The following is a 20,726-nucleotide window of genomic DNA, read 5'->3' as shown; positions in this document are numbered from 1 at the left end:
TTAGAGTGTTAGAATAAAATAGCTGAAAACATGAGGTGGTTGCTAATGTTAAAATTTACGAACAAGTTAGAGCGTGTGAAACAAATAGCAATGTATCTTCGAAAATCAAGGCAAGATGAGGGGCTTGAAACAGAAGCAACACTTGCCAATCATCGCAAAATATTAAAAAAAATAGCTCAAGATTATAATTGGATATATGAAATTTATGAAGAAGTTGCCAGCTCGATAGATATGGACATAAGAACAGAGCTAACGAGAATGCTAAAAGAAGTAGAAAAGGGTTCATATGATGCGGTTTTAGTCATGGATGTAGATCGTTTGTCAAGGAGTGTTAAAGACTCAGCGATTATTAAAGCAATTTTTGCAGAAAACGATGTTTTAATCATCACTGCTGACCTACAAGTAATTGATTTGAATGAAGACAATGATAGCTTAGTAAGTGATTTTATGGATGTTCTATCGAGCTTTGAGTATAAACAGATTAGAAAAAGAATGATGCGAGGAAAACGGGCAGGTGCCGAAAAAGGTGAGTGGAATAATGGTGTTCCCCCTTTTGGATATAAAGTTGATAAAGCGAATAAAACGCTAATTATTGTTGAAGAACAAGCGGCAGTTATAAATTTAATATTTGGTTGGATTATTGAAAGAAAAGGAATTAAATGGATTGCAACTGAATTATATCGACTAGGAATTAAGACCAATAATCAGCGAACATTTTCAGAGGTTGCAATACGTAGGTTAATTCGTAACGAAACATATAAAGGATATTTAATCAGACATCGTATTAAATGGAATGGTAAGAAAAAAGAATTCCATCCTCAAGAAAACTGGGTCATTGTAAAAGATGCGTTTCCGGCAATTGTTAGTGAAGAAGTATGGGATGAAGCGAATGAAGCGATAAATGAAAGATCAAAAGAAGCTATGAAAACAAGAGCTAGAACATTTGGTCTCACAGGATTAGTCAAGTGTGGTTATTGTGGCTATACTCTCTCAATGATGAGAAGAAAAGACCGAAAAACGGATCTAATAGTTAGAGGATGTCACCGTAGATGCCCGACTGGAAAGGTATGTAAAAATAGCAGCATATCTTATTATTCGGTAATCAATGCAGTTGTAAACGAGATTAAAAGTTACGAAGCAAAATTAAAAGATGAAATCTTAAAAATAAACATACAAAGCAGTAAGTGTTATGAAAGGAAAAAAGCAAAAAAAATAACTATTAATAATCAGTTGAAAAAAGTGGAAAAAGCAATCAACCAAGTTGATATTGCCTTTGAAGAAGCGGTAATTACTGTTGATGAATATAAAAAAAAGCGCTATAATTTTATCGCACAAAAAAACAATCTTATTATAGAAAAGAAAAAAACAGATCAAGTGATGGTAAATAGTAATGATGAAAAAAAGGAAACATTAACGCAATTAAATATTTTTTTAAATGAGCACCATACATTAAGTCACAAACAGATGAATAGTCGTTTAAGATCACTAATAAAAAAAATAGAGCTGTTTAATAATCAAAAAGAAAGTAAACCGAGAATAAAAATATTTTTTGTATAAAAAAGTAACCCCAAATGGCTCACCATCTGGGGTTTTTATTATGCTACATTACTTTGTTCTTCAAGTTGTTGTTGTTGTTTTTGTATTTTTAGAATATCGATTCGTAAGAAGATAGAAATAACTAAAGCTAAACTAATTAAAGCCAAAAACACATAAAATACTGGGATATAGCTTCCTGTTGAAGTCTTAATAAAACTAACTAGCATTGGTCCAATAATACCACCGATAGACCAAGTAGTTAATAAATAGCCATGGATTGCACCTAGTTGTTTTGTTCCGAATAAGTCACCAATAAATGCTGGTAGATTAGAAAATCCACCACCGTAACAGCTAACTACTAGTAATATTAACAATTGGAATATGATAATACTTGAAATTAACGGTAAAGTGGCAAACGCAACAATCTGAATAGCAAAAAAGATTAAGAATACGTTATGACGTCCAATATAATCTGACGCTGCAGCCCAAAATAGTCGACCACCACCATTAAAGATGCCCATAATACCAACTAATGTTGCAGCCGCAGCTGCTGATAGACCTACGACATCCTGAGCCATTGGTGATGCTACTGAAATCATCATAAGACCAGCACTTACGTTTATTAACATCATTGACCAAAGCATCCAAAAATGCTTTGTTTTAACAGCTTCATTCGCATTTAATTGACGTAAGTCTTTTTTAATTACTTTTTTACCACTTTCCACTGCTTTAGCCATGCTTTCAGGCATCCAGCCTTCCACTGGTTTAGCAATATAAGAAGCACCTAATACCATTAATGTGAAATAAATTGCACCTAAAATATAAAAAGTATTGGTAATATTAACTGTTGCAATTAAATATTCGGCAAGTGGAGCTGTTGCTAATGCTCCTGTACCAAATCCTAATACTGCCATTCCTGTAGCTAGACCTCTTCGGTCAGGGAACCATTTAACAAGCGTAGAAACGGGTGAAATATAACCAATTCCTAATCCCATACCACTCAATAGCCCATACGTCAGTAAGAACATGACTGAAGAATCAAGTGCAACTGCAACTCCAGAACCAGCTTGTCCTAACCCGAATAAAATAGCTGCAACGATCGCTGATTTTCGAGGACCGTTCTTCTCAACAAACTTTCCAAATAATGCCGCAGACATACCTGCAAGACCCATCATAATCGTAAAAGCTAAAGTAACATTTGTTTCAGACCAACCAATCGTTTCAACTAAAGGTCTTTTGTATACGCTATATGCATAAGCTGCACCAATTGAAAGATGGATAGCAATAGCAGATAAAGCAATAAACCAACGATTTTTTGTAGCTTTCATATTTTCCTTCATTAAAGTATCTCCTTTTATAGAAATTTAGAATTTTCCGTTAGAACAGTGACACAAAAAACATTATAACAGACACATATATAAATATAATACATAAATAAAAATATAGATATTGGTAGTTATCACTAATTTTATTGTATTTTTACATTTGAAATATGTATAGAAGTCCAAAAAAATCATCAATTAAGTACTTTTTAGATTGGAATTGTGACAAATTTATGATAAATGATAAAGAATGAAAATTAAGGATAAATTTGTATTTTAACGTGTTTCTTCATATTTAATTAATGTAAAAAAACTAATCTGTTTCAAAAAAAATCCTAAGCTGTTTAATTTAACATATAGGACAATCACTTGTGAATAAAACTAAAATTAAGAAAGGAGTGATGATTATTAGTGAGCAGCAAAGTAATAAGTCGGAGAAGAAAAGTCTAAGAAACAAAACTAAAATAACTAGTGAGAGAAAACTTATAGTTGAAGTTGCTAGTGAGTTGAATGAAAAAAAGGCAGTGGAACATTTTTATAAAGTAATAAAAAGTGAACAAAGTAATTGATGAGGCAGAAGCCTTTTTTCGGTAGCTTTTATACGCAACACACGATTGTATGGTCATTGCACCGTTAACAGGGAATTCAGCCAGTAAGTTCGCTAATGCGCTAACTGATTCGCCTGTTTTAATGGCAGCAAAAGCAACATTACGGAATTTAAATCCAGTTGTTCTAGGGATTAGTACGAACGATGCTTTAGGACTGAACGGAATGAATATTATGAAGTTGATGGCTACTAAAAATATTTATTTTATTCCTTACGGCCAAGATGATCCGTTTAAAAAACCCAATTCTCTTGTTGCCAGAATGAGCGCACTGCAGGATACAGTAGAAGCCGCAATTCAAGGAAGACAATTCCAGCCGGTTCTAGTTGAGAGGTATAAAGATCAATCTTAAACTACCAATCTAGAAATTCACCCCGTTTTCAATTGCCGAAGATTATGATAAGATATTATCCATATGTATGGGGAATCACAGAACTTTTTAATGATAATTGTTAACAAAGCTTTCAGTTAGTTGAATCGTTTCAAATGGCTGTGTAAAACATCGTATGAAACCAGTTTTTTAGCGATGAATAGTTAAAAATTGTTTTCTATGATATGAGTGTGGCGTATTCCTCTTGCAACGATTGATTAGACAAATCAAGCACTCCCTTCTCTATCGAGAGATAGGTTAACAATTTGATTGTAGAATAAGTTAATTTTTGGCTTAAATGAGTTAGGATTTTCTAAATATTAAGGAGGAATCTTTCATAATGGCAATGGAAACAGGATTTCATGTAGCGGTAGTTGGAGCAACAGGGGCAGTAGGAGCGCAAATGTTAAAAACATTAGCAGAACGTAATTTTCCTATTTCAAAACTTACATTACTCTCATCAAAACGTTCAGCAGGGAAAATAATAACATTTAAAGATGAGGATTATGTTATTCAAGAAGCCACGCCTGAGAGCTTTGAAGGTGTTCAGCTAGCATTATTTAGTGCGGGAGGCTCTGTTTCAAAGGTGTTAGCTCCTGAGGCTGTAAAAAGGGGAGCTATTGTTGTAGATAATACGAGTGCTTTTCGAATGGAAGCTGAAATACCGTTAGTTGTTCCAGAAGTTAATGAAGCCGACTTACACAAACATACTGGTATTATCGCTAATCCAAATTGTTCAACAATACAAATGGTGGTGGCATTAGAGCCAATTCGCAAAAAGTATGGGCTGAAAAAAGTAATTGTATCAACCTATCAAGCGGTAAGTGGTGCCGGTGCAAACGCAATTAAAGAGATGAAGGATCAAACAGCAGCTATTTTGAAAGGTGAAGAGTTTACACCAGAAATTTTACCGTGTGGCTCTGATAATAAACATTATCAAATTGCGTTTAATGCAATTCCGCAAATAGATAAATTTCAAGACAATGGTTTTACTTTTGAAGAAATGAAAATGATAAATGAAACCAAAAAAATTATGAATTTACCCCAGTTACACGTAGCTGCAACTTGTGTGCGAATTCCTGTTGAGACTGGTCATTCAGAATCTGTATTTTTTGAAACTGAAAAAATTGGTTTATCTGTTTCTGAGATGAAGACAATGTTAAAAGACGCGCCAGGTATTGTCTTAGAAGATGATATTAATGAGCAAATCTATCCGATGGCAGTTAATTCAGTAGATAAAAATGATGTTTTTGTCGGAAGAATTCGTCAAGATCTTGATAATCAAAACGGTTTTCATATGTGGGTTGTTTCTGACAATCTATTAAAAGGAGCAGCATGGAATTCAGTTCAAATCTCAGAGAGTTTAGTGAAGTTAGGATTATTAAAATAAGTTTAAATAAAATAACAAACAACAATTTTAATAGTTAGAAAAAGGCTGACATTAAAAGTGCGCAAGTAGCCCTTCATCAAGAGATTGATGATCATCGATAAACAATTGTTTATCTAATGGGAGGAACTAGGTCCTTTTGAGTTGGCCTATTCCTAATTAAACATTGATGATTTCCGCTCTCAATTCTGAATGAAAATGTCGGTTGACTTCCTTCGCTTCGTTGTTCTCCAGTTCCTGTACAAGAGGGAAACGATAGAAAACTTGACCCAATTTTTTCGCAGAAAAAGTATTTTTTTGAGTTAGTAATTTTCATTTGAAAATATATACGCATTTTTTTATTTGATGAAATATATGTGTACAAAAAGAGGTGTAATATGAAGGTCATCGTTCAAAAATTTGGTGGAACTTCATTAAAAGATGAAGAAGCTAGATTACAGGCAGCTGAGCATGTTTTAGCTGCTGTAACAGAAGGCTATAAAGTAGTAGTGGTAGTCTCTGCAATTGGTAGAAAAGGAGATCCTTATGCTACAGATACTCTTCTCAATTTAGTTGGCGGTACGGTAAATACACATGTCGCTAAACGTGAACTTGATTTACTAATGTCGTGCGGAGAATTAATATCTTCAATTGTTTTTACGAATTTACTTGCCAGTCGAAAATTAAAGGCCATGGCTATGACTGGAGCGCAAGCGGGTTTTAGAACGAACGAAGACTATTCAAATGCAAAGATTATTGAAATGAAATGTGAGAACCTATTAGAGAAATTAAAAGACCATGATTGCGTAGTTGTTACTGGTTTTCAAGGCATGTCTGAAAACGGAGAACTTACAACGTTGGGAAGAGGAGGCAGTGATACTTCCGCTACAGCGATAGGGGCAGCTATCCAAGCAGAGTGGGTTGATATTTTTACTGACGTTGAAGGACTTATGACTGCAGATCCCCGTATTGTTAGTGACGCTAAGCCTATTTCCGCAGTAACCTATAATGAAATTTGTAACATGGCTTATCAAGGTGCAAAGGTAATTCACCCACGCGCAGTAGAAATTGCCATGAATGCCAAAGTACCGATTAGAATACGCTCTACATTTTCTAATTTGGAAGGAACGCTAGTTACTAGTGGAACTGGAAAAAAAGCTGGAATGGATATTGAAGAGAGATTAATTACAGGAATTGCTTATGTATCAAATGTGACACAAATAAAAGTGTTGGCTAAAGAAGGAGAATACAATCTTCAGTCTCAAGTTTTTAAAGCGATGGCTAACCAAGGAATCAGTGTTGATTTCATAAATATCAATCTCATGGGTGTTGTGTATACAATTGCTGATGAGAATACAAATAAAGCCATAGAACTACTACAAGAAATGGGCTATGAGCCAATTGTTACAAGAAATTGTGCGAAAGTATCAGCAATTGGTGCTGGCATGACAGGTGTCCCTGGAGTAACAGCAAAAATAGTTGGTAGTTTAGCTGAAGAGAATATTGCAATATTACAATCGGCAGATTCTCATACAACAATTTGGGTATTAGTAAAAGAAGAGGATAAAGTAAAAGCTGTAAATGCACTTCACAAGATCTTTAAACTAGATCAGATTCATTAAGAAAATTTGAATGGCTATCTTTTAAGTAAATCTTTTTATTATTCTTATTGTGTTTACTGAAAGGGTGAAAGACGTGAATTTTGGGCAAGTGATTACTGCGATGGTTACACCTTTTGATCTTAATGGCCAAATTGATTATGCTAAAACTACAGAGTTAATTGAACACTTAATAAACAATAGTACAGATGCTTTAGTCGTAGCTGGTACTACAGGTGAATCTCCAACACTATCTTCGAAAGAGAAGCTCGCCTTGTTTGAACATACAGTAAAAGTTGTTGCCGGTCGAATTCCTGTCATTGCAGGAACAGGAAGCAATAGTACAGCAAGTTCAATGGAATTAACAAAACAAGCGGAAAGTGTTGGTGTCGATGCGATCATGCTTGTAGCACCATACTATAATAAACCCTCACAAAAGGGAATGTATGAACACTTTAAAGCGATTGCTGGGGTCACAAGCTTACCCGTAATGCTTTACAATATCCCAGGGCGCTCAACGGTCAATATGACTGTTGAATTAGTGAGAGAACTATCAAAAATTGAAAATATTGTCGCCATGAAAGAAGCGAGTGGCAATCTTGACCAAATTACTGCTATTATTTCGGAAACAGCAGATGATTTTCTCGTTTATAGTGGCGATGATACATTGACATTACCTGTTCTTGCAGTTGGTGGTAATGGTGTAGTATCTGTTGCTGCTCATATCATTGGGAACGATCTTAAACAAATGGTTACGGCATTTTCAGCCGGAGATATTGAGGTAGCTGCAAAGCTACACCAAAAGCTCTTGCCAATCGTAAAGGCTTTATTTGTAACACCGAATCCAAGTCCCGTAAAAGCTGCACTTCAACTAAAAGGCCTAGATGTTGGTGGAGTTAGATTACCACTGTTGCCATTAACTGAAATTGAGAAGCAGCAATTAACTGAAATTATCGGAAATGAATAATAATCGCGGCTGTCCCAAAAGCAAAGATCAGTGAACTCGTCTACTAGAAATAGATTGTGTACAAAGATACACTCCTTCTATATGAAGTAGCAAGTCGAGGTGCGCTGACACTTGTGGGACAGTCCTTTTTTTACTTTCCATATTTACATACAACTGAGTAATAAATAAAGATTTTTTTCCATTTCTAGATAAATGTTCTTGTCCTTCGTTTGAAAGATAAGTTATACTACAAACAAGTGATTAGTTCGGGGCTATTTTTAGGAACTGCAAATTGTATCGATATAACTGGAAAATTTAATATGGGAGGAATAAATGACATTGGCTAAGCAAGTTACTGAAAAAATACGTGTTTTTGCCTTGGGCGGCGTTGGAGAAATAGGGAAAAACATGTATGTAGTAGAGGTAGACAATGATCTCTTAGTGATCGATTCGGGACTGATGTTTCCTGATGATGATATGCTTGGGGTTGATATTGTAATACCTGATATTTCATATTTAGAGGAAAATCGTGAACGAGTAAAAGGAATAATTGTAACGCACGGCCATGAAGACCATATCGGTGCTATTCCTTATGTTATTAGAAAGCTAAATGTTCCAATTTACGGAACGAAATTGACGCTTGGAATTATTAAGGCAAAGTTAGTAGAACATGCTTTAGAAAAGGGTGTTGATTTAAGGCTTATTGATTGTCAATCGAAAATTTTGATAGGTACGACAACAGTAAATTTCTTTAGGACTAATCACAGCATTCCGGATTCTGTTGGCGTATGTATTGAAACAACTCAAGGGTCTATCGTTCATACAGGTGATTTCAAGTTTGATCAAAATCCAGTTGATGGTGTATATTCAGATATTGGTAAAATGGCCTCTATAGGTGAAAAAGGCGTGTTATGTTTACTTTCTGATAGTACTAATGCCGAACGACCTGGAGTTTCCGTGTCAGAGAGTGTAGTCGGACAAGGCATAAAAGAAGCATTTTACGAGGCGAAAGGGAGAATTATTGTCGCAACCTTTGCTTCAAATATACACCGCATCCAACAAGTTATCAGTGCAGCAGCTGAGGTAAATCGTAAGGTGACCATCTCAGGACGTAGCATGGTAAAGATTGTTTCAATTGCTATGGAGTTAGGCTATTTACATGTTGCAGATAATACGCTAATTAAATTGGAAGATATTGATAAATACACTGACGACGAGATCACAATTTTGACTACAGGTAGCCAAGGGGAACCGATGTCAGCTCTTTCAAGGATGGCTAAAGGAGCTCATCGACAAATTGCTATTAAACCTTCGGATACAATTATAATATCAGCAACACCTATTCCAGGTAATGAAAAATCAGTGACAAAGATTGTTGACCTGCTTTATCGTACTGGAGCGGAAGTGATTTTCGGACAAAAAAATGTTCACACAACAGGACATGGTTGTCAAGAAGAACTAAAGCTGATGCTTAATTTAATGAAACCAAACTACTTTATCCCGATCCATGGTGAATTCAGAATGCAACATACGCACAGTAAAATTGCAAAATCTTGCGGTGTTAACGAAGCTCATATCTACTTAATTGATAAAGGTGACGTAGTCGAATTCACGAATGGTGAAGGTAAAATGAGTGGGAAAGTTCCTTCAGGAAATATTCTCATTGATGGAATAGGTGTTGGCGATGTAGGAAATATTGTCCTCCGTGACCGACGTCTATTATCAAAGGATGGCATTTTAGTTGTAGTTGTAACATTAAATAAAACAAATAATGCGATCGTCTCGGGCCCTGATATTATCTCAAGAGGTTTTGTTTACGTAAGAGAAAGCGAAAAACTATTAGACGAGTCAAGCGTACTAGTTACAGAAACCTTAAAAAAATGTATGGTAGAAAACGTTAATGAATGGTCATCATTAAAAAGTAATATAAGGGATGTTCTTAGCAAATTTCTTTTTGAACGAACTCGTCGTAGACCAATGATTTTACCTATCATTATGGAAGTATAATTAATAAATTATCGTGTATGATAAATGAAGTGAATACTAGTACTAATAAAAGTAAAAAGGTTGCTAAGCGTTCATAGCTTTAGCAACCTTTTTAATTTAATCGATTTTTAAAAAGGAATTAGATGAAAACCAAGACTATATTCATAATTACTAACCACAATTACCATACTACTAATAGCTTACATTAAGAGGAGGATATTTATGGATTACCAAAAAGCAGAAACACAACCAGAAGAACAAAAGGAAAAGCAATCAAGTATCGTAGAGAAAATACAGCAACTCGGCCAAACTAATGTACCACAAATGGAGCAATCTAATATACATGTAGTAACAATCATTGGACAAATTGAAGGGCATATGCAATTACCGCCTCAAAATAAAACAACAAAGTATGAACATATTATTCCGCAACTAGTTGCGGCAGAACAAAATTCAAAGCTTGAAGGCATGTTGGTTATTTTAAATACAGTCGGCGGTGATGTTGAGGCAGGGCTTGCAATAGCCGAGATGATTGCTTCGATGTCAAAACCAACCGTAACCCTCGTTTTAGGTGGGGGGCATTCGATAGGTGTACCAATTGCCGTTGCCTCAAACTATAGTTACATAGCAGAAACAGCAACAATGACTATTCACCCTGTCCGATTAACAGGACTAGTAATAGGAGTGCCCCAAACATTTGAATACTTGGACAAAATGCAAGAAAGGGTTATTAAGTTCGTTACGAGACATTCAGCGATTACAGATGAAAAATTTAAAGAGCTAATGTTTTCAAAAGGTAATTTAACACGAGATATTGGAACAAATGTTGTTGGCCCAGATGCTGTTGAGTATGGAATGATAAATGAAGTCGGCGGTATTGGTAAAGCGATCACAAAGCTTAATGAGCTTATTGAGCAGAGAAGAAACTCACAAGGTGGGGATTTGGTCCAATGATCCTTTATACAACTGTTCCAGAAGAATTAATATTTCCTCAAGAAAATACGGGGGCACAACAAGTTATTGTTGATATTAAGGAAGGTCAATTGGTATTAGAACAAGTATCTAATCAAGAATTTAAAGTTGTTCGGTTAATAAGTTCTGATCCAAACGCATATTTAAATGAAAATTACACTCCCGGAAAAATGATATCTTTATTTTAGTTACTGGAATTCCCTAGTCTTTACTTTAGAAACTATGGTATAATAATCATACTAAAGAAAGAACTAGCAAATTACAAACATAGAAGCAGCCGTTTCTTCTACGGCTGCTTCTTCATTCGTGACGTCCTATCCAACAATAACATTTGTGGAAATTATTTGGATGATTATAGTTTTTTTCTAATAGATACTTATAGAGGTGAGACTATGGCTACAAGAAAAAAACAAAAAAAAACGGAGTGGAAAAGACAGCTTAGTTTTGAACTTATTGGTCTGTTTCTTATTGTCTTAGCTTCTGTGGCATTTGCAAGATTAGGAAGTGTTGGACAAGGGTTAACCCATTTATTTCGCTTCTTTTTAGGGGAGTGGCATGTAGCGTTAACAATTGGTCTGTTTTTTATCTCGCTCTATTTAATGATAAAAAGACAAATACCTCAATTTTTATCTAGAAGACTAGTTGGAGTCTATTTACTCGTATTCGCTATTGTTCTCCTAAGTCATATTCGGTTATTTGACTTATTTTCAAAGCAAGGTGAATTTATTGATGGCTCGGTAATTCGCAATACTTGGGAATTATATTGGCTCCAAATACAAGGAGATACAGCAATTAATGACTTAGGCGGTGGGATGGTTGGTGCAATAGGGTTTGCAATTACACACTTCTTGTTCGCGGCAAGTGGAACCGTCGTTTTTTACCTATTTATTATCATTACTGCGATCATTTTAATTACTGGTAGATCTTTTACTGATCTTATTTTAAGTTTTATTACTCAGGTCGGGAACGTATTTACCAATATTTATAATAGGCTAAACCAATATCTTATGAATGCTAAGCAACAATTTGTTACTAAATGGGAACAAAAAAAACAGCGGCAGAAACAAAAAGATTCGCTTGTTATTGTTAGTGGACAAACCAATATCGAACCTCAAAATGAAAATAGTAGTGACCCGGAACCGATTATTTATGACTTTGCTAGTAAAGTGAACGAACAAACAAATCTAAAGGATAGTCAGCTGGCTAAAACCAAAGAGGAAGAAGAGTTAATTGAAATTAATATTGAACCTGCTGGGGTTTTAGCGGTTGAAGCTAATGAGAATTATTTAGTACCAACATTAGAGTTATTATCTAATCCGAAGAAGAACAATCAATTTCAAGAACGACAACATATTTCCGCAAATGCGAAGAAGTTAGAACAAACGTTAGAAAGCTTTGGTGTCAAAGCAAAGGTATCAAAAGTTCATTTAGGTCCTGCGGTTACAAAGTATGAAGTTTATCCTAGTATCGGTGTTAAAGTTAGTAAGATTGTTAATTTAGCAGATGATTTAGCATTAGCACTAGCAGCAAAAGATATTCGTATTGAGGCACCAATACCAGGTAAATCTGCCATTGGGATAGAAGTTCCAAATCAAGAAGTAGCGATTGTTATGCTTAAAGAGGTTTTAGAAGCTACTAGTTCATTTCCAGATGCCTCAAAGTTACTAATTGGTCTTGGTAGAGACATTTCTGGTGATCCTGTTTTAGCTGAATTAAATAAGATGCCACATTTACTTGTGGCAGGGGCAACAGGGAGTGGGAAAAGCGTATGTATTAATGGAATAATCGTCAGTATTTTGATGAGAGCTAAGCCTCATGAGGTAAAATTGATGATGATCGACCCCAAAATGGTCGAACTTAATGTCTATAATGGAATTCCCCATTTACTAGCTCCTGTTGTAACAGAGCCAAAGAAAGCTTCACAAGCGTTGAAAAAAGTTGTCAATGAAATGGAGCGACGTTATGAGCATTTTGCTCACACAGGAACAAGAAATATTGAAGGGTATAATACGTTAATAAAAAACCAAAATGAAAAAGGTGAGGCAAAACAAGCGACACTTCCCTACATAGTTGTGATCGTGGACGAGCTTGCTGATTTAATGATGGTTGCCTCGAGCGATGTCGAAGATAGTATTACTAGACTCGCACAAATGGCAAGGGCAGCGGGAATTCATTTAATTATTGCCACACAACGACCTTCAGTAGATGTTATTACTGGTGTCATTAAAGCGAATATTCCTTCTAGGATTGCCTTTGGTGTCTCATCGCAAACAGACTCGCGAACAATACTGGACATGGGTGGAGCTGAAAAATTATTAGGTAGAGGTGATATGCTATTTTTACCTGTAGGTGCTTCAAAGCCAGTTCGTGTCCAAGGAGCATTTCTATCTGATGATGAAGTTGAAAATGTTGTTAATTTCGTTATTGCTCAACAAAAGGCGCAGTATCAAGAGGAAATGTTAACTAAAGATGAAGATGTCGTTACTGGAGAAGTTGCTGATGAACTATACGAATCAGCTGTCGATCTAGTCATTGAGATGAATACCGCATCGGTCTCTATGCTGCAACGAAGATTTAGAATTGGTTATACACGAGCTGCTCGTTTAATTGATGAAATGGAAGCAAGAGGAATTGTCGGGCCGTATGAAGGAAGTAAACCTCGGGAAGTGTTGGTGGCCAAAAAAGCAGAAGAAGATGTGTCCAACGCCTAACCAAGGGTTAAATATTATGATAAACGTAATTCTATGAGATGACCAATATAGGTTTCATTAAAGTGATTTACGGTTACAGGAGGAACAATTGTGATTAAATCTGACCATAGACCATTGTACTTACAAGTTATTGATAAACTTAAAAGTGATATTGACGCAGGCTTTTATGAAGCTGGCGCGCGCCTTCCTTCCGAATTTGAACTTTCAAAGCAATTAGGAATAAGTCGGGCGACTCTTCGAGAAGCTTTGAGACTGCTTGAAGATGAGGGAGTCATTACGAGAAGGCACGGTGTTGGAACATTTATTTGTAGTAAACCGCTATTTTCATCTGGAATAGAGGAACTTTTTAGCGTAACGGAAATGATTAAACGAGGTAACCAAAAGCCGGGTTCAATCTTTTTATCTTCAAATGTGCTTCCAGCTACTTGTGACGATTATGAAAAATTTCAGCTAGAGGAATTTGACGATTTAATCGTTGTCGAACGTGTGCGGACAGCTGACGGTGAACCTGTTGTTTATTGTTTAGACAAAATTCCCAAGCCATATTTACCTAATTACACTTCCCATGATGGGCAATCGATTTTTGAAAGGCTAGAGAAAGAAGGAACAACAATTTCCTATGCAATCACACAAATTGAACCAATCGGGTACCATGAAAAAGTATCAGAAATACTCCATTGTGATCCTGAAACGTCGTTATTAGTATTAAAGCAAATGCATTATGATGATCGTGAAAGGCGAATCCTTTATTCCATAAATTACTTTCGCTCAGACAAATTTAAGTTTCATGTACTTAGGAAACGTGTATAAACTACTATTAGAGATCCAATTCATACGGGTCTCTTTTTTGACATTTAGAAAGAATAGCTGTGTTTCAAGCGCTAAAGCAAATAAAAAACAGAGTTCAACGCCTTAGTTTTCTAGAGAGTTAGGGTATAATTAAAACAATGATTACACAAAATTGGAAAAAGGAGTGAGCAAAATGAGTACGAAAATTGAAACTCGGATAGTTAATGGGATTAACCTCCATACGATCGAAACAGACAAATTTAAAACGAATACGATTGTATTACATATTCGAGCACCTCTGTCAAAAGAAACTGTGACAAAAAGAGCCCTTATACCTTATATTCTTCAAAACGGGACAGAAAGCTTCTCGACGAGACAGGAACTAAGAAGCCATTTAGATGAATTATATGGCGCGACACTCAACGTCGATGTCAGCAAAAAAGGAGAAAATCAAATCCTGTCATTTCGTATGGATGTTGCTAATGAGAACTATTTGAAAGATAAAACACCATTGCTAGAAGAAACGATCAAACTGTTATCCGAGATCATCCTTAAGCCTGCCTTAGAAAATGGTCTTTTTCAGTCAACGATTGTTGCTAATGAAAAACGAAATTTAAAGCAAAGAATTCAGTCGATATTTGATGATAAAATTCGCTATGCAAATATGCGGATAACAGAAGAAATGTGTAAAGAAGAACCTTATGGACTTTCGGTCTGGGGCTATGAAGAAGAAATTGATGCTGTAACTCCAGAACTATTATTTGAACAATATCAAAAAATGCTTCAAAATGATGAAATTGATTTATATATTGTCGGTGATGTTGGAATAGAGAAAATCAATCATCTTGTAACTAAGTATTTTTCTTTTCAAAATGATCGTCAAGTGTTGAGGATTGAACACAAGCAAGAGGAAAAACAAGTTGCTGAAGAAAAGGTAATATTTGAGGAACAAGATATAAAACAAGGCAAATTACACATTGGCTTTCGCACAAATGTAACCTTCAATGATGAAGACTATTTTGCGATGCAAATGTTTAACGGATTATTTGGAGGTTTTTCACATTCAAAACTGTTTATGAATGTTCGCGAAAAAGCTAGTTTAGCCTATTATGCATCCTCTCGCTTTGAAAGTCATAAAGGAATTTTAATGGTTATGTCCGGAATTGAATTTAAGAATTATGAACAGGCAGTTTCAATTATTAAAGACCAGCTAAAAAGCATGCAAAATGGCGAGTTTACAGATAGTGAAATCTCGCAGACGAAAGCTGTTATTAAAAATCAAATTCTCGAAACGGTTGATGTTGCAAAAGGCTATGTGGAGTTACTTTATCATAATGCAGTTGCCGACAAATCTCGACAAATTGAAGATTGGCTAGATGGGATTGAGAGCGTCACGAAAGACGATATTGTTAAAGTGGGGCAAAAAGTCTATTTAGATACGATCTATTTTCTAAAAGGAAAGGAGGAGTAATTTTATGGAGAAAATCATTTTTGAACAGTTAAATGAAACGTTATATCATGAAACTCTTAATAATGGACTTGAAGTTTATATCTTACCGAAACAGGGATTTAATAAAACCTATGCGACGTTCACAACAAAGTATGGTTCTGTCGACAACCATTTTATTCCGCTTGGCAAAAAAGAGCCTTTGAAGGTTCCCGATGGAATAGCACATTTTTTAGAACATAAAATGTTTGAGGAAGAAGACGGTGACGTTTTTCAGCTATTTAGCAAACAAGGGGCTTCAGCTAACGCATTTACAAGCTTTACAAGAACGGCATATTTATTTTCAAGTACATCAGAAGTAGAAAAAAATTTAGAGACACTTTTAAATTTTGTTCAGCACCCTTATTTTACCGAGGAAAGTGTAGAAAAAGAAAAGGGCATTATTGGCCAAGAAATTACAATGTATGACGATAATCCGGATTGGCGTGTCTACTTTGGCGTCATTGAAAATATGTATCAAAATCATCCTGTAAAAATTGATATTGCCGGAACAATTGAATCAATTGATAAAATTACAAAAGATTTACTTTATACATGTTATGAAACGTTCTACCATCCGAAAAACATGGTTTTATTTATTACAGGTTCCATAAAGCCAGAGGAAATCATGCAACAGGTGAAAGAAAATCAAGGGAAGAAAACGTTCAAAGAAATGGAAAAAATTGAAAGGATTTTTGATGAGGAACCAAGAGCAGTAGCGAAAAAGAAAGAAGTTTTAAAGATGTCTGTGCATACACCAAAATGTTTAGTTGCTTTTAAAGAAAAAGGACAATCAAAACAAGGTAAAGAACTGTTGAAACATGAATTAAGTATAAATGTTCTTCTCGATCTAATGCTCGGGCAAAGCTCAGCAAATTACGAGAAACTATATAACGAAGGATTAATCGATGACTCATTTTCATTTGACTACTCTGCTGAGAAAGGCTTTGGGTTTTCAATTATTGGTGGTGATACAAAGGATCCAGACCGATTAGTCGAGACTCTTGAAGAAATGATTGCATCATTTATCCAAGGGTCGTTAGATGATCAAGCTGTAAGTCGTGCCATTAAGAAAAAGATAGGCGCTTTCATGAGGGCAGTTAATTCTCCAGAGTATATCGCCAACCAATTCACTCGCTACCAATTTAATCAAATGAACCTATTTGATGTTGTTAGTACATTAGAAAGTATTACAAAGGAATATTTAGTTGAAAAGGCTAAGGAGCATTTTGATCCAGAAATGTTTACTGTTTGCCAGGTTCTACCGAAATAAATAGAAGGTTGAGGAGAAACTGTGAAGTATGCATTAATTACAGGTGCAAGTGGGGGAATTGGGCGTCAAATAGCCAAGTCTTTAGCAAGTGAAGGTTTCAGTCTCTATTTGCATTATCATAAAAATGAACAAAGTATTGATGAATTAAGAAAAGAGTTGTCACATACAGAAACATGGAAAGTGAAAGCTGATTTGGCAACGAAAACTGGGGTTAGAAATATTCTTGATGCGATAAATACACCAATCGATGTGTTAATTTTAAATAGTGGTAATAGTTATGTTGGCTTACTGACAGATATGAGAGATACTGAAATTGAAGAAATGCTTCAACTTCATCTTACAAGCTCAATTCTTCTCACGAAAGCACTATTACCGACGATGGTTCAAAAGAAAACAGGTAATATTGTTGCGATTTCATCGATTTGGGGTTTAACAGGTGCTTCATGTGAAGTAATGTACTCTACTGTAAAGGGTGGCTTAAATACATTTGTTAAAGCGTTAGCGAAAGAAGTTGCTCCTAGTGGTATCAGAGTAAACGGTGTAGCGCCGGGAGTAATTGCTACGAATATGCTAGCGGGCTTTTCTAGGGATGAAATAGAAATATTATGTGAGGATATCCCTATGGGAAGATTGGGCGAACCTAAAGAGGTTGCTGAACTAGTAACATTTTTGATTTCGAATAAATCTGCCTATCTTAATGGACAAATTATTAGTATAAATGGTGCATGGTATTGTTAACTAATTTTTCTTAGTGGTGAAACATCTTAATCAGTGCATATTTTAGTCGCTGGTTTGACAAAATAACTCTGAAGTACATTACAAGGAGGGACAACAATGTCAGTATTAGATAACTGGGAACAATGGAAAGGTTTTTTAGGGGAACGCCTACAACAAGCTGAACAAGAAGGCATGAACCAACAAGTTGTAAATGATGTTGCTTATCAAGTAGGAGAGTACTTGGCGCAACAAGTTGATCCTAAAAATGAACAAGAACGTGTATTAGCAGACCTTTGGAAAGTTGCTTCAGAAGAAGAGCAACATGCTATTGCTAATATGATGGTGAAGTTAGTGAAAAATAGCCAAGGTATGTAGTATGTTAAGGGTGTTGCAACCGCAACACCCATTTTTTATGGATTACAACTTGAAAAAAGGCTCCTTGTTTGCTTAACTTTAGAATTTTCCTACATTTAAAATAGAGCAATTAAAAACAATAAATCACTTTCTTTCATGAAAAAAATGAATTATAGTAGAAGCTAAGCAAGTAATAATATTACTTGACATTTGCCTGCAAATGAATCTGCTAAATTATCGTGAAAGGAGTTGAATGATGCTGAAAAAAGAGTGGTATTTAGAATATCAAATACATAAAAATCGTCCAGGCTTATTAGGAGACATTGCATCACTTCTCGGTATGTTATCGATAAATATAGTTACGATTAATGGTGTCGATCATATGAGACGTGGAATGCTAATTTTGAGTGAAGATGATGAACAAATTCAGCGGTTGACGACGATACTAAACACGATGGATAATATTTCGGTGACCAAGATTAGAGAACCAAAACTTCGTGATCGTCTTGCTGTAAGACACGGTCATTTTATTGAACGAGATGGAGATGAAAAGAAAATTTTCCGCTTTGTTCGTGATGAGTTAGGTATTCTTGTTGATTTTATGGCGGAGCTTTTTAAAAAAGACGGCCATAAACTAATCGGGATACGCGGCATGCCTCGAGTTGGGAAAACGGAATCGATAGTTGCTGCTAGCGTTTGTGCAAATAAACGTTGGTCATTTATCTCTTCTACACTTCTTAGGCAAACAATTCGAAGTCAACTTGCAGATGATGAATTATCAGAAAATAATATTTATATAATTGATGGGATTGTAACAACAATGCGGGCAACGGAAAAGCACCGAATGCTTGTAAATGATGTTATGCGGCTTAGTTCAACAAAGGTAATAGAACACCCGGATATTTTTGTGCGAGAAACAGAGTATACATTAGAGGACTTTGATTACATAATAGAGTTAAGAAACAATCATGATGAAACAATTACTTATGAAGTCATAGACCCAGGTTTTTCTTCATTTGATATTAGTTAAAGTTGGTAGGTGGTAGTATTGTCAGAATTAGGGCTTCGGCTAAAAAATGCAAGGGAAGAAAAAAAGATCACGTTAGAAGAGCTTCAAAATATAACGAAGATTCAAAAGCGCTATTTACAAGCAATTGAAGAGGGGAAATTAGAGATGCTCCCTGGGAAGTTTTATGCTCGTGCTTTTGTAAGAAGTTATTCTGAAGCTGTAGGAATTGACCCAGAACAACTGTTTGTTGAGCATGCGAATGAACTGCCGGCTGCACCAAAGAGCTCAGCAGAAATTCCACCAAGAGTTAAGTCGCGAAAAACAGTGGCGACAAAGAAAACGCAAAGGGTTTTGGCCCTTCTTCCATCAGTCCTCGCCATTGTTTTTCTACTTACTATTGGTGTAGGATTATGGTACTTTTTTCAAGAAAATGAACCACTTGATGAGGCAATTCCGAAAAATCAAGTTGAATCACCTGTTACAGGTGGGAGAGATGATGTAGCCCTCAAACAAGAAGGTGAAGAAGAAGAAGTTGACCAGGAAGATGAAGTGGAAGAAGTCGAAATGGAAGTAGAAGTTCCCCAACAAGAATTTATATTTGTAGAAACAAAAGGAAAAGAAACGATTTATCAACTTGAAAATGCAACTGAATTCTTGTTTAAGATAGAATTACAAGGAAAGAGTTATGTCGGGATTGATAATCGTAAAGGAAAGACGTTTTATGCTGACAACGTTGACGCTGGAAAAGTACTTAACTTTGATTTCTCCGAAGAAGAAATAATTCATTTTAATTTTGGGGCATCTGATAATGTCGCTTTATTTGTTAACGATGAGTTATTTGAATTTCCACAGGAAATTGTTCACCAAAAAGTAACGTTTCAATTTCAAAAAGACACACCTCAATAAATGGTTACCTTCAACGAGAGTCATCACTGTGATGGCTCTTTTTAAGATATAATCGATACAACAGTAAGTAATACTCCAAATCAAAGGGAAATGTTATAATTAATGCTAATATTACACATCGAACTAGGAATATGTTAAAATTATATTTATGTTTAATGGGAGGATGATGATTATGGCAAAAGAGCATTCTTTTGACATCGTTTCAGAGGTTAATATGCAAGAAGTGGATAATGCAATTTTACAAGCAGTGAAAGAAATTAAAACACGTTATGATTTTAAGGCATCTAAAAGCTCGATCGAACGTACTGGTGATCACCAAATTACGATTGTTTCAGACGATGAATATAAACTTGAAAGTGTCATTGATATCTTACAAATGAAATTTATTAAAAGAGGTTTGTCGCAAAAAGTCATGGATTTTGGGAAAATTGAAAAAGCTTCTGGTGGGACAGTAAGACAAGTGATTTCTTTAGTTGCCGGTATAAGTACAGAGCGTGCTAAAAAAATAACGATCGCAATTCGTGACTCGAAATTAAAGGTAAAAGCACAAATACAAAATGATCAAGTTCGTGTCACTGCCAAAAGTATTGATGATTTGCAAGCGATTATTCAGTTAATTAAGCAATTGGACTTAGATTTTCCGGTTCAATATGTGAATATGAGGTAATTTTACTTACATAACTTTATTTTTTGCTGTATTGCTTTAGAAGTGCCTTGCACTTTACTAAAATAAAAAGTATAAACTTTTTGCGCCCTGCGCTTTTCTATTGATATGGAGGA

18 protein-coding genes and 1 pseudogene are annotated in these 20,726 nt (G+C 35.4%); 18 read left to right on the top strand and 1 reads right to left on the bottom strand.

What is annotated here, in order from left to right; genetic code table 11:
- Positions 1 to 45 precede the first annotated feature (45 nt).
- Positions 46 to 1,557, top strand: coding sequence for a recombinase family protein (locus ACK4M9_RS08355; RefSeq protein WP_409849322.1), 1,512 nt, complete (start codon positions 46 to 48; stop codon positions 1,555 to 1,557).
- 38 nt (positions 1,558 to 1,595) lie between these two features.
- Here the strand turns inward: ACK4M9_RS08355 and ACK4M9_RS08350 are convergent, their stop codons facing one another.
- Positions 1,596 to 2,864 (bottom strand): L-lactate MFS transporter, encoded by a 1,269-nt coding sequence (locus ACK4M9_RS08350; protein WP_409849844.1) that lies wholly within the window; start codon positions 2,862 to 2,864, stop codon positions 1,596 to 1,598.
- 365 nt (positions 2,865 to 3,229) lie between these two features.
- Here ACK4M9_RS08350 and ACK4M9_RS08345 point away from each other — a divergent pair, with 365 nt between their 5' ends.
- The 17 genes and pseudogenes from ACK4M9_RS08345 (at position 3,230) to ACK4M9_RS08265 (ending at position 20,613) form a co-directional block, all read left to right on the top strand.
- Positions 3,230 to 3,427, top strand: a complete 198-nt coding sequence (locus tag ACK4M9_RS08345) for a hypothetical protein (RefSeq protein ID WP_409849320.1) — start codon at positions 3,230 to 3,232, stop codon at positions 3,425 to 3,427.
- Between the two features lie 43 nt (positions 3,428 to 3,470).
- Positions 3,471 to 3,815: pseudogene (locus ACK4M9_RS08340) on the top strand (dipicolinate synthase subunit B); the annotation flags it as partial.
- 364 nt (positions 3,816 to 4,179) lie between these two features.
- The gene (locus tag ACK4M9_RS08335; RefSeq protein WP_409849842.1) at positions 4,180 to 5,223 is read left to right on the top strand and encodes an aspartate-semialdehyde dehydrogenase; all 1,044 of its coding nucleotides are present in this window, start codon (positions 4,180 to 4,182) and stop codon (positions 5,221 to 5,223) included.
- Positions 5,224 to 5,597: 374 nt separating this feature from the next.
- Positions 5,598 to 6,821, top strand: coding sequence for an aspartate kinase (gene dapG, locus ACK4M9_RS08330; RefSeq protein WP_409849318.1), 1,224 nt, complete (start codon positions 5,598 to 5,600; stop codon positions 6,819 to 6,821).
- A gap of 64 nt (positions 6,822 to 6,885) precedes the next feature.
- The gene (gene dapA / locus ACK4M9_RS08325) at positions 6,886 to 7,764 is read left to right on the top strand and encodes a 4-hydroxy-tetrahydrodipicolinate synthase (protein ID WP_409849316.1); all 879 of its coding nucleotides are present in this window, start codon (positions 6,886 to 6,888) and stop codon (positions 7,762 to 7,764) included.
- Between the two features lie 312 nt (positions 7,765 to 8,076).
- Entirely contained in the window at positions 8,077 to 9,750 is a 1,674-nt protein-coding gene (locus ACK4M9_RS08320; RefSeq protein WP_409849314.1) for a ribonuclease J, read from the top strand.
- A gap of 201 nt (positions 9,751 to 9,951) precedes the next feature.
- Positions 9,952 to 10,683, top strand: a complete 732-nt coding sequence (locus ACK4M9_RS08315; RefSeq protein WP_409849313.1) for a ClpP family protease — start codon at positions 9,952 to 9,954, stop codon at positions 10,681 to 10,683.
- Positions 10,680 to 10,889, top strand: a complete 210-nt coding sequence (locus ACK4M9_RS08310; protein ID WP_409849311.1) for a YlzJ-like family protein — start codon at positions 10,680 to 10,682, stop codon at positions 10,887 to 10,889. The genes ACK4M9_RS08315 and ACK4M9_RS08310 overlap by 4 nt, the downstream gene beginning before the upstream one ends.
- Positions 10,890 to 11,093: 204 nt before the next feature.
- Entirely contained in the window at positions 11,094 to 13,412 is a 2,319-nt protein-coding gene (locus tag ACK4M9_RS08305; RefSeq protein ID WP_409849309.1) for a DNA translocase FtsK, read from the top strand.
- A gap of 87 nt (positions 13,413 to 13,499) precedes the next feature.
- A complete protein-coding gene (locus ACK4M9_RS08300) occupies positions 13,500 to 14,222 on the top strand; it encodes a GntR family transcriptional regulator (RefSeq protein WP_409849840.1) in 723 nt (240 codons plus the stop codon).
- Between the two features lie 172 nt (positions 14,223 to 14,394).
- Entirely contained in the window at positions 14,395 to 15,672 is a 1,278-nt protein-coding gene (gene yfmF, locus ACK4M9_RS08295; protein ID WP_409849307.1) for an EF-P 5-aminopentanol modification-associated protein YfmF, read from the top strand.
- Positions 15,673 to 15,676: 4 nt separating this feature from the next.
- Entirely contained in the window at positions 15,677 to 16,960 is a 1,284-nt protein-coding gene (yfmH, locus tag ACK4M9_RS08290; RefSeq protein ID WP_409849305.1) for an EF-P 5-aminopentanol modification-associated protein YfmH, read from the top strand.
- 21 nt (positions 16,961 to 16,981) lie between these two features.
- Positions 16,982 to 17,698, top strand: a complete 717-nt coding sequence (gene ymfI / locus ACK4M9_RS08285; RefSeq protein WP_409849303.1) for an elongation factor P 5-aminopentanone reductase — start codon at positions 16,982 to 16,984, stop codon at positions 17,696 to 17,698.
- A 96-nt stretch (positions 17,699 to 17,794) separates the two neighbouring features.
- Positions 17,795 to 18,052 (top strand): DUF3243 domain-containing protein, encoded by a 258-nt coding sequence (locus tag ACK4M9_RS08280; protein WP_409849301.1) that lies wholly within the window; start codon positions 17,795 to 17,797, stop codon positions 18,050 to 18,052.
- A 235-nt stretch (positions 18,053 to 18,287) separates the two neighbouring features.
- Positions 18,288 to 19,061 carry a DUF3388 domain-containing protein gene (locus ACK4M9_RS08275; protein ID WP_409849838.1) on the top strand — a complete coding sequence of 258 codons (774 nt, stop codon included), beginning with the start codon at positions 18,288 to 18,290 and terminating at the stop codon, positions 19,059 to 19,061.
- Positions 19,062 to 19,079: 18 nt separating this feature from the next.
- Positions 19,080 to 19,946 (top strand): helix-turn-helix domain-containing protein, encoded by an 867-nt coding sequence (locus ACK4M9_RS08270; RefSeq protein ID WP_409849299.1) that lies wholly within the window; start codon positions 19,080 to 19,082, stop codon positions 19,944 to 19,946.
- A 172-nt stretch (positions 19,947 to 20,118) separates the two neighbouring features.
- Positions 20,119 to 20,613, top strand: coding sequence for a YajQ family cyclic di-GMP-binding protein (locus tag ACK4M9_RS08265; RefSeq protein ID WP_409849298.1), 495 nt, complete (start codon positions 20,119 to 20,121; stop codon positions 20,611 to 20,613).
- Positions 20,614 to 20,726: the final 113 nt, after the last annotated feature.

Origin of the sequence: Anaerobacillus sp. (genome assembly GCF_046314235.1) — a bacterium.
Lineage (GTDB): Bacteria > Bacillota > Bacilli > Bacillales > Anaerobacillaceae > Anaerobacillus.
This window is presented reverse-complemented; position numbering and strand designations above follow the sequence as displayed.

Coding starts and splice junctions, on each gene's coding strand:
- ACK4M9_RS08320 (WP_409849314.1), top strand. CDS start 8,077: ATGACATTGGCTAAGCAAGTTACTGAAAAAATACGTGTTTTTGCCTTG.
- ACK4M9_RS08275 (WP_409849838.1), top strand. CDS start 18,288: ATGCTGAAAAAAGAGTGGTATTTAGAATATCAAATACATAAAAATCGT.
- ACK4M9_RS08280 (WP_409849301.1), top strand. CDS start 17,795: ATGTCAGTATTAGATAACTGGGAACAATGGAAAGGTTTTTTAGGGGAA.
- ACK4M9_RS08305 (WP_409849309.1), top strand. CDS start 11,094: ATGGCTACAAGAAAAAAACAAAAAAAAACGGAGTGGAAAAGACAGCTT.
- ACK4M9_RS08355 (WP_409849322.1), top strand. CDS start 46: ATGTTAAAATTTACGAACAAGTTAGAGCGTGTGAAACAAATAGCAATG.
- ACK4M9_RS08315 (WP_409849313.1), top strand. CDS start 9,952: ATGGATTACCAAAAAGCAGAAACACAACCAGAAGAACAAAAGGAAAAG.
- ACK4M9_RS08265 (WP_409849298.1), top strand. CDS start 20,119: ATGGCAAAAGAGCATTCTTTTGACATCGTTTCAGAGGTTAATATGCAA.
- yfmH (WP_409849305.1), top strand. CDS start 15,677: ATGGAGAAAATCATTTTTGAACAGTTAAATGAAACGTTATATCATGAA.
- ACK4M9_RS08310 (WP_409849311.1), top strand. CDS start 10,680: ATGATCCTTTATACAACTGTTCCAGAAGAATTAATATTTCCTCAAGAA.
- yfmF (WP_409849307.1), top strand. CDS start 14,395: ATGAGTACGAAAATTGAAACTCGGATAGTTAATGGGATTAACCTCCAT.
- ACK4M9_RS08350 (WP_409849844.1), bottom strand. CDS start 2,864: ATGAAAGCTACAAAAAATCGTTGGTTTATTGCTTTATCTGCTATTGCT.
- ACK4M9_RS08335 (WP_409849842.1), top strand. CDS start 4,180: ATGGAAACAGGATTTCATGTAGCGGTAGTTGGAGCAACAGGGGCAGTA.
- dapG (WP_409849318.1), top strand. CDS start 5,598: ATGAAGGTCATCGTTCAAAAATTTGGTGGAACTTCATTAAAAGATGAA.